This is a genomic window from Thiomonas sp. UBA7699, assembly GCF_002482605.1.
GTDB classification, from domain to species: Bacteria; Pseudomonadota; Gammaproteobacteria; order Burkholderiales; family Burkholderiaceae_C; genus Thiomonas; species Thiomonas arsenitoxydans.
The window spans coordinates 25,899-34,297 of record NZ_DLGH01000036.1 but is presented as its reverse complement, the minus strand read 5'-3'; the positions used below and the strand labels follow the sequence as shown (position 1 = coordinate 34,297).

At 60.6% G+C, this 8,399-nt stretch carries 9 protein-coding genes; 4 read left to right on the top strand and 5 right to left on the bottom strand.

Translation table 11 applies throughout. From position 1 onward, the window contains the following. Positions 1-484: 484 nt before the first annotated feature. Positions 485-1,924 (bottom strand): ATP-binding protein, encoded by a 1,440-nt coding sequence (locus tag B3H47_RS14920; RefSeq protein WP_286987836.1) that lies wholly within the window; start codon positions 1,922-1,924, stop codon positions 485-487. Continuing rightward, positions 1,921-2,643 carry a response regulator gene (locus B3H47_RS14915; protein ID WP_286987835.1) on the bottom strand — a complete coding sequence of 241 codons (723 nt, stop codon included), beginning with the start codon at positions 2,641-2,643 and terminating at the stop codon, positions 1,921-1,923. Before B3H47_RS14915 ends, B3H47_RS14920 begins: the two co-directional genes overlap by 4 nt. A gap of 219 nt (positions 2,644-2,862) precedes the next feature. Here B3H47_RS14915 and B3H47_RS14910 point away from each other — a divergent pair, with 219 nt between their 5' ends. From B3H47_RS14910 to B3H47_RS14900, 3 genes are all read left to right on the top strand, one after another. Then, a complete protein-coding gene (locus tag B3H47_RS14910; protein ID WP_286987833.1) occupies positions 2,863-3,384 on the top strand; it encodes a Spy/CpxP family protein refolding chaperone in 522 nt (173 codons plus the stop codon). A 105-nt stretch (positions 3,385-3,489) separates the two neighbouring features. Further along, on the top strand, positions 3,490-3,723 hold the full coding sequence (locus B3H47_RS14905; protein WP_013104784.1) for an SHOCT domain-containing protein: 234 nt from the start codon (positions 3,490-3,492) through the stop codon (positions 3,721-3,723). Further along, on the top strand, positions 3,720-5,450 hold the full coding sequence (locus B3H47_RS14900; RefSeq protein ID WP_286987830.1) for a multicopper oxidase family protein: 1,731 nt from the start codon (positions 3,720-3,722) through the stop codon (positions 5,448-5,450). The genes B3H47_RS14905 and B3H47_RS14900 overlap by 4 nt, the downstream gene beginning before the upstream one ends. A 177-nt stretch (positions 5,451-5,627) precedes the next feature. On the opposite strand, the gene B3H47_RS14895 is transcribed toward B3H47_RS14900, so the two are convergent. After that, entirely contained in the window at positions 5,628-6,410 is a 783-nt protein-coding gene (locus B3H47_RS14895; RefSeq protein ID WP_286987829.1) for a sigma 54-interacting transcriptional regulator, read from the bottom strand. 112 nt (positions 6,411-6,522) lie between these two features. Here B3H47_RS14895 and B3H47_RS14890 point away from each other — a divergent pair, with 112 nt between their 5' ends. Beyond that, on the top strand, positions 6,523-6,903 hold the full coding sequence (locus tag B3H47_RS14890; protein WP_286987827.1) for an ArsR/SmtB family transcription factor: 381 nt from the start codon (positions 6,523-6,525) through the stop codon (positions 6,901-6,903). Between the two features lie 98 nt (positions 6,904-7,001). On the opposite strand, the gene B3H47_RS14885 is transcribed toward B3H47_RS14890, so the two are convergent. Then, positions 7,002-7,607 carry a hypothetical protein gene (locus B3H47_RS14885; RefSeq protein ID WP_286987825.1) on the bottom strand — a complete coding sequence of 202 codons (606 nt, stop codon included), beginning with the start codon at positions 7,605-7,607 and terminating at the stop codon, positions 7,002-7,004. Next, the gene (locus tag B3H47_RS14880) at positions 7,604-8,353 is read right to left on the bottom strand and encodes a sulfite exporter TauE/SafE family protein (RefSeq protein WP_013124465.1); all 750 of its coding nucleotides are present in this window, start codon (positions 8,351-8,353) and stop codon (positions 7,604-7,606) included. The genes B3H47_RS14885 and B3H47_RS14880 overlap by 4 nt, the downstream gene beginning before the upstream one ends. Positions 8,354-8,399 lie beyond the last annotated feature (46 nt).

The window sequence follows — 8,399 nt, the reverse complement described above, 5'->3', positions numbered from 1 at the left end:
CGATCCGCCGAAGAAAGCAACAGGTCAGGAGAATGGACTCGCAGGAACCGCCTGCCAGCAATCCGGCGCGGAGGCGTCCGCGACGTTCAGGATCCGCAGGGCCTGCAGCAGGGGCGGCGGTCACGACGAGTCCCTATGAGTCGCCACTCGCGCGGCCAAGTCCTGCCCAAGGTCGGTCGGCAGCGTCGCAAGAGGGGAAGGGGTTGGCGCCAGAGTGGGGCAATCGGTCCAGATCAAGTTGCGTTGAGGGATCAGCACGTCGATTGACCCTGATGGAAATGCATGGAACGCAGGGTTTGCTTGAATTGTCAGCCAAACTCAGGATGCGAGGCAGTGGCATAGGTGGGGATCTGCCGCGACGATCTGCCCCGGAGCAGCAGCAGACCCAATCACATGGCGAGCCCAACACCCCGGAATATCCGGCTTTTGATCGGCGCCAAAAAACGAAGGGAAAACGGATTTTGAATTTTGCTGGGCCGACGACTTATGCCGGACTATGTGGAAGTTCCAAGATCGCCTCCATTCCGCCATCGCGGCGATTCTGCAACGTCAACCGTCCCCCCGCCGCACGCGCGATGTCGCGTGCGATACCGAGGCCAAGGCCGGTGCCGCCGGTTTGACGGCTGCGCGACGCTTCGAGCCGAAAGAACGGCTCAAACACCTTTTCCAGTTCTTCCTCCGGAATGCCGGGGCCCTGATCCTGAATGCGCAGTGTCAGGGAGGTAGCGCTATCGTCGACGACGATGAGGGCCCGTTCGCCATATAAAACGGCATTGTCGAGCAGATTCGCTAAGCAACGCTTTATTCGAGCTGGATCCCCAACGAAGGGCTTGTTGGTACGCCCTTGAATCTGCACTTCACGCCCCATCTCTTCTGCGTCGGCCTGCAGACTTTCAAGCAAGGACATGATGTCAATGGGCTGAATATGTTGTGGCTGGTCGAGACCGCGCATGAAATCCAGCGTGTACTTCACCATCTGCTCCATCTCCAGCAGATCCTTCTCGAACCGCGCGCGCACATCGTCATCATCCAGCAGTTCTGCGCGCAAACGCATGCGGGTGATCGGCGTTTTCAGATCGTGCGACATGGCCGAAAAAATGCGCGTCCGATCCGTAATAAATCGAATCAGTTGAGCCTGCATGGTGTTGAACGCGTGTGCAGCGCGCCGTACCTCGGCAGGTCCAGCTTCCGGCAGTGGAGGACGATGGATGTCTTCACCAAGTGATTCAGCGGCCGAGGCCAGGACCGCCAGCGGCCGCGTCATCCACCGCACGGCAACAAAGGAGAGGAACAACACTGACGCCAAGAGTACGAGCAAGGTCAGCAGCAAATGCCAGGGGGGCGCCTGGGCGCCTTGGTGAAGCTGGGTTGTAAAGGCCACCCAGCTTCCATCGTGCAGTTGCACCTGGATCAGGAAGCCGAGTTTTTCCGCCATGAAGGCCTGCATGGAAGACCGGGATGCCTGTGTCATACCCGACATATAGGCCGCCATCGAGGCCATGCCAGGTAGGGGTCGCCGGTGCATGTCGGGGAATCTATTGGCCTCAGAAGGGTTTGCACTGGCCGAGACGATCAGCGGTCTTTCATCCCCGAGTGCGGAATGAAGCGCCTGTGAAAACATCATGGTTTGTGCGCTGCGCATTGCGGCAGCCGTTGTCTTGATGGGTGAGGGCTCCAAGTCCACGACCTGGGGCGGCACGCTCAAGACTTTTGCGATACGGAGCCGCTCCTGATGCGGCATCGAATCCAGAAGTTTGACCACGTCAGCAATGCGTTGCGCAGACTGCATGCCGCTGTTGCGCAGCACCGCACGATCACGCTCGGCGAAGTTAATTGAGGCGCTCAGAAGTTGCGCCAAAATCAACCCGCTCGAGAGGACGAGCATCATGCGGCCGAACAGCGACGCCGGCAGCAGCCGTTTCACGGCTTTCCTTCAACGGGCACTGACAACACATAGCCCAAGCCCCGCACCGTCTTGATCAGCACCGGGTCGCGCGGATCGTCTCCAAGACGTTGACGCAAGCGACTGACCTGGACATCAATACTGCGATCGAGCGGGTCGGCCTCCCGGCCTTGCGTGAGATCCACCAACTGATCGCGGTTGAGAACCCGGTTGGGATGGCTCAGAAAAATACGCAACAAGCGGTATTCCGCGCCACTCAGCGTCACGACCACGCCTGCGGGAGAAATCAGATGGCGATGCAGGGTGTTGAGCGTCCAGCCTGCAAAATGGGCCTCGCGCAAATCTTCGGGCTGCAAATTGACGGGCAGGCTGCGAGCGCGTCGCAAGATGACCTTGATGCGGGCGAGCAACTCGCGCGCGCTGAAGGGCTTGGTCAGATAGTCGTCGGCGCCCATCTCCAGCCCGACGACACGATCGGTCTCGTCGCTGCGGGCGGTGAGCATCAACACGGGGATGTCGGATTTGGCACGGAGCTGGCGACAGAGCGTCAGACCGTCGTCGCCCGGGAGCATCAGATCGAGCACGATCAAGTCGATGCGTGCGGCGACGAGGGCGCGTTCCATGGCCTTGCCGTCGCCCACCGCGGTGACGCGCAGCCCGTTCTTTTGCAAATAGGCGCTCAGCAGATTGCGGATCTCGCCATCGTCGTCAACGATCAGGATGTGGTCAGGTATGTCCATGCCGTGATTTTCAAGGGTCTGCGGCGAGCCTCGTCAAAAACAATGTAACGCAGCATGTCAGCCACGGGTTCGCAGAACATGCGATACAAAACAGCCGCTTTTTGACATGGTCTGCTTACACGTCAGCGTTGAAATGGCTCCCATTGCGATGGCGGTCAATCAGATGTCGCTGCGGGAACGTCCCGCCAACCGTCTACGCATTTTGATCGGAGATCAATCATGAAATGCAACCATAGAACACTGGGTCTTGCTGCCGTCCTCTCACTCGCCGCAATCGGCACAGCCTACGCACAATCCCCTGCCCAACCGCAGCAATACGGCTGCATGCAGGGGGCCGGGCCGGGCATGGGCATGATGGGCGGCCGCGGCATGGCTGCGGGCATGATGGGGCGCGGTGATCCTGCTGCCAGGATGGAACATCGTCTTGGCGCGATGAAGGCGCAATTGCAGATCACGCCGCAGCAAGAGCCTGCTTGGGACGCCTTTACGGCACAAGCCAAGAAACAGGCCGATGCGATGCAGTCCATGCGGACCACCCTGTTTGAGGCAAAGGGCAATGCTCCGGAACGCATGGAGCAACGCACGCAGTTGATGCAAGCGCGCGTGGCAGGCATGGAGACCATGACCGCTGCGATGAAAACGCTCTATGCCGAACTGAGCCCGGCGCAGCAAGCCATACTGAATCAGCATTTTGGCGCGATGCGCGGAACCCGTCGCGGAGCGCCTGCGGGCGCGCAGTAAACCGGGGCCGGACGCGCGCGCGCGATCGCACGGATACAACTCGCCGATTGCGCGTGCAATGCACCGCGGCATGCAGTCGGCGCCAAACACAAAGGAGTACGCATCATGATGGGGTATTGGGGTTGGGGCGCAGGCCCTTGGTTCGGGATGTGGATCATTCCAGTCCTTGTGCTGGGTCTGATTCTCTGGATGATTTTCAGAGGAGGACACGGCGTGTCGCATTGCGGGGACCGGCATTCCAGGCAAGAGTCGGCGCGTGAGGCGCTTGACCGGCGCTATGCGAACGGTGAAATCAGTCGCGAGGACTATCAGCGCATGAAACAGGAGATCAAGTCATGACGTCGACGAAATCGAACAGCATGCCGGGTTTGGCGGGTCACCACAAGCCCGCCGATTGGAAGGACGGCAAACTCAGCCGACGCCAGATCATTGTTGGTGCAGTGGCGGGCAGCGCCCTCTGGTTGGCGGGTCGCACGCATGCTCAGGGCATGGGCGGCATGATGATGGGGTCGATGCCGGGCATGGGCCAGGGCGGCATGGCCGGCATGGGTGCAAACACCGCGCGCGGCGCGACAGTGCGGACTGGCGTGTTCACCCGCCCCATGCCCATCCCTGGGCAACTCGGCGGACAGGCTCAGGCGGATGGTAGTCTGGCGTATGCATTGCGGATCGCCCCCGGAACCAGCACCTTGCTCGCGGGTGTGCAGACCCCTACCTGGGGCTATAACGGGGCTTATCTGGGCCCGACGCTGCGCATCCCGTGCGGCAAACGGGTGCGGATCCAGGTTCGCAATGCGCTGAACCAGCCAACAACCACCCATTGGCACGGCGCCCATGTGCCCGGCACGATGGATGGCGGCCCGCAAAGCCTCATCGCGCCGGGGCACTCCATGGATTACGCCTACACCCTGGATCAACCGGGTGCCACGCTTTGGTATCACCCCCACCCGGATGGGCTGACAGGTCCTCACGTCTACGCCGGTATGGCAGGGCTGCTGCTGGTCGATGATGGCGTGGACCGCGCCCTCGGGTTGCCGCATACCTGGGGCGTGGATGACTTTCCCGTGATCGTGCAAGATCGGCGCTTTGGGGCTGATGGCACGCTGCGCTATATGAACAGCATGATGGACCGCATGGGCATGAAGGGCGACCGGTTTTTGGTGAACGGTTGTGAACAGCCCTATGTCAACGTTCCTGCGCAATGGGTGCGGCTGCGTCTGGTCAACGGATCGAATGCGCGCCTCTATAACTTTGCTTTCGCCAGCGGCCAGAGTTTTTATGTGGTGGCCAGCGATGCCGGACTTCTGGCTCGCCCTGTGGAGAGGCGCAGTTTGCTTCTCGCTGCGGCGGAGCGTGCGGAGATCCTGGTGGATTTGCGCAAACTCCAAGGAAGCACTCTGGTGTTGCGCAGTGACTCGGGCTCCGTTGTTCCAGGGCTGAGCAGCATGCCCATGGACGCTGATCGATTTGATCGCCAGGGGTTCGATCTGCTGCAGCTTCGGGTTGGCGCCCCTGCCGGAAAATCGGGGCGGCTTCCTGATCATCTGGTGGCCATCCCGTCGCTACGCATCGACGCGCCCCAGCGACTGTTCAGCTTGCAGGGAATGCAAGGGATGCAGGGCGCCATGGGAGGCGGGGCAATGGGCGCGATGGGGGGCATGTCGGGGGATCAGGACATGGGCGCAAACACCGGCCCTGGTGGCATGAGTATGGGCGTGGGCATGGAAAAGCTGTTTTCTATCAACCACCAGTTCATGGAGATGGCGGTGATCAATCAGCGCGTGCGCCTGGGCAGCACCGAGGTCTGGCAAGTGAGGAACGAGGGCCATATGGCGCATACCTTCCATGTCCATGGCACGTCGTTTCAGATTCTCTCGCGCGATGGCGTGGCTCCGCCGGAGTATGAGCGAGGCTGGAAAGACGTCGTTCTCGTGCGGCGCAACCAAACGGTCCGCCTGGTTGCCCGATTCGATCAGCCCGCTGGCAAAGACCATCCCTTCATGTACCACTGCCACATCCTGGAGCATGAGGACAATGGCATGATGGGACAGTTCACAGTGGCATGACATGGGGGACAGATGCAGGTCAGCCTGATTGCACGGGCGGTTTGCAGGAACTGCGCATGACGTGGTTCAGGCATCACGCATTAACAGAGCTGATCGTTCCTTCCCATGACGGTAGCCGCGACCTCAGACCGCAGTGGTGTAGCAGAACCGATGCCGATTGGCGCCAACATCAGGCGATCAGGTGGCGATTTTGTGGCGCCTGAGTTTTTCCCAGAGGGTCTTTCGGCTGATTCCCAAAACTTCAGCCGTCTCAGCCATCTTGCCTTCTCGCTCACTCATCACTTGCGTCAGATATTCGCGCTCGGCTCGGGCTAGATAGTCGCCCAGGGGCGTCGCTACATTGTGAGCGCGATCGGCAAATGTGGAAGATCCTGGGTTCGAGCACGGCATGCCGAACCGCTCCCAGCGCACCCAGCAATCGCTGGCAAAATGGTAGGCGCGATCGAGCGCGGAAAACAGTTCGCGGACATTGCCCTCCCAGGGTTGCAGCTTGGCACAGGAGACGAAACGTGGGTCGAGCCGTTTGGATTGCCCGGTCTTGGCGTTGAGTGTCTGGACCCGGCGGTGCGCCAGCCAGGCGATATCGTCCGCGCGCTCGCGCAGCGGCGGCAAGTGGATCGGCACTCCGCTGATGCGAAACAGCAGATCCCGGCGAAAGGCGTCTGTCTCGGCCATCTTGTCCAGCCGCTTGTGCGTGGCGCAAATCAGGCGTACCGAGACATGCAGATCCTTTTCGCTGCCCAGGCGACAAACCTGTCCGTCCTGCAGTACGCGCAGCAACTTGGCCTGTACCGGCATGGACATGTCGCCGATTTCGTCGAGAAACAACACGCCGCCATTGGCCCGCTCAAAGACGCCATGATGCCGTTTATTGGCGCCGGTGAACGCGCCCGCCTCATGGCCGAATAGTTCGGATTCGAGCAGTCCTTCGTGAATCGCCGCGCAGTTGATGGCCAACACTGTTCGGCCTGTCGCCCCATGAAAAGGCCGTTTGTTTCATTGTCATCGGCACGGTGCTCAAGGCCAAGGCCAGCCGGGTGCGGCCGACTGCTGCAGATTTCGTCAAATTGTTATGAGCACGAGCCCGCTTCTCAAATCCGCCATCGAACCCCGACTTTTTCCGGCCGCCGCGGCCAGAGAAGACGTGGAGCATGAAACCGATCCTGTCCTGGTCGTCTTTCAGGGCGCGGCCGATCTTTTTGCGGCACTGTCGTGTCCCACGCGGCTGCGCATCGTCTGTGCGCTCAGCCAGGCCGATCACACCGTGCGCGATCTGGTCCGTGCTTTCCAGTGCTCCCAGGCCTATGTGTCAGGCCACTTGCGTCTTCGCGCCAACATCGTGCGGTGCGAACGCAGCGGCGACTATGTTCTTTACCATTTGCACAATACCTTGGCCAATTCGCTTTGCGGCATGGTCTGTGGACAGGCGGTTCAGTATGCAATACCAGGCTGAATGGGAATGACCTTGGGCCCGGCGCCGATGGCCGCACGAACCGCAACGAACAATGCTCCAAACACCGATCCGATCAAGGTCGATCTGCTGCACAGACCTCACTTCGCCGACGCCCCGCGATCCTGATGGGCGTAGATCAGCACGGCGAAAAACACCCCGCCCTGGACGAAACCGAGCAGCGACTCGATTCCGGCTGCGAGCATGGCGTTGAGGGTGCGCGGAATCCAGTCGCCCAAGCCCAGGGTGGTGAACAGCTCCATCGAGATGTAGAGCGCCACGCGCAGGCTGTGCGGCTGCATGAGCAGCATGTGTTGCACTTCTTCCGCGCCGTTGTAGCGGAACAGATCGAACACGCCGAACAGTTCGTACAACAGCGCGAAATAAAGCAGCGTGACCGCCGTGATCTCAAGATAGAGAAAGACGATGTTGAGCAGATCCAGATGCATCGAGCGCCGTTTGCGCGAGACATAGAACAACATCAGATCAAGCAGGAAAAACCGCACGATCACGATGTAGATCAAAAATCCAAACAGAATGTCTTCACGATGGGTGGCGAAATGCGCGGGATATTGCTCTTTCCACCCCCACGCCAGCAACAGCGGGGCGAGCATCAACGGAATGACGAAAGGCAACACCGGGATGAGCTGCAACCGGGAGTCCGCGGCATGGCGGGCTAGTTTTTTGAGCGGTTGCAAGGAGGTCATCGCAAGAGGTTCCAAATCATTTTGGCCGCAAGAATCAGCAACAAACCGGCGATGAGTTTTTTCACCCCGCTGGACGACAGGCGGTAAGTCATGATGCGCCCGCCGATCACCCCGCCCAAGGCGGCAGCCACGCTCACCACAGCGAGCAGCGACCAGTCCATATTGGCAAAACTCAGATAGGTGAAAAACCCGCCCAGTGTCGCAAAGGGAATGGAAAAACTCACCGCGTAGGCGGCCTTTTTGGCGTCAAACCCCAGCAGCACCAACACTGCGAGAATGGGCGAACCCCCGCCCACGCCGATCAGCCCGGACACCCAGCCCACGCCGACGCCGAGCGCGATCAGCACCCAGACCCGGTCGTACGCCGCCTTGGGCTGGCGCTTGAAAAACAACAGCAAAGCGGCGCTGACGATCATGAACCCGGCCAGCACCCACTCGATGACGTGTTGCGGCACGTCTCGGCTCATCCAGGCTCCGAGCGGAGTGGCAATCATCATCGAGACGGCCAGAGGCAGCGCAAAGCGGATGTCGAGTACGCCGCGGGCCGCGTTCATCACCGAGGCGGACATGGTCGAGACCGAATTGACGAACAGCCCGATGGCCTTGGCCAGATCGAGCGCCATGCCCAGCATGCCGAAGGTGGGCACCAAAGCGACCGCAGCCCCCACGCCGCCCATGGCAAACAGGGTGGACAGCACCAGCGTCAGCGCGAAGTACAAGGCGTCATGCAGGATGAGGGCACTCATGGCAATGCTCGCGTGGCGAAAATCGGGGGGATGAAGGCGCGGGCGC

Bases quoted from the DNA above. Each gene is read 5' to 3' on its own strand.
- B3H47_RS14880 (WP_013124465.1), bottom strand. From the start codon at position 8,353: ATGAGTGCCCTCATCCTGCATGACGCCTTGTACTTCGCGCTGACGCTG.
- B3H47_RS14910 (WP_286987833.1), top strand. From the start codon at position 2,863: ATGAAATGCAACCATAGAACACTGGGTCTTGCTGCCGTCCTCTCACTC.
- B3H47_RS14900 (WP_286987830.1), top strand. From the start codon at position 3,720: ATGACGTCGACGAAATCGAACAGCATGCCGGGTTTGGCGGGTCACCAC.
- B3H47_RS14915 (WP_286987835.1), bottom strand. From the start codon at position 2,643: ATGGACATACCTGACCACATCCTGATCGTTGACGACGATGGCGAGATC.
- B3H47_RS14890 (WP_286987827.1), top strand. From the start codon at position 6,523: ATGAGCACGAGCCCGCTTCTCAAATCCGCCATCGAACCCCGACTTTTT.
- B3H47_RS14905 (WP_013104784.1), top strand. From the start codon at position 3,490: ATGATGGGGTATTGGGGTTGGGGCGCAGGCCCTTGGTTCGGGATGTGG.
- B3H47_RS14885 (WP_286987825.1), bottom strand. From the start codon at position 7,607: ATGACCTCCTTGCAACCGCTCAAAAAACTAGCCCGCCATGCCGCGGAC.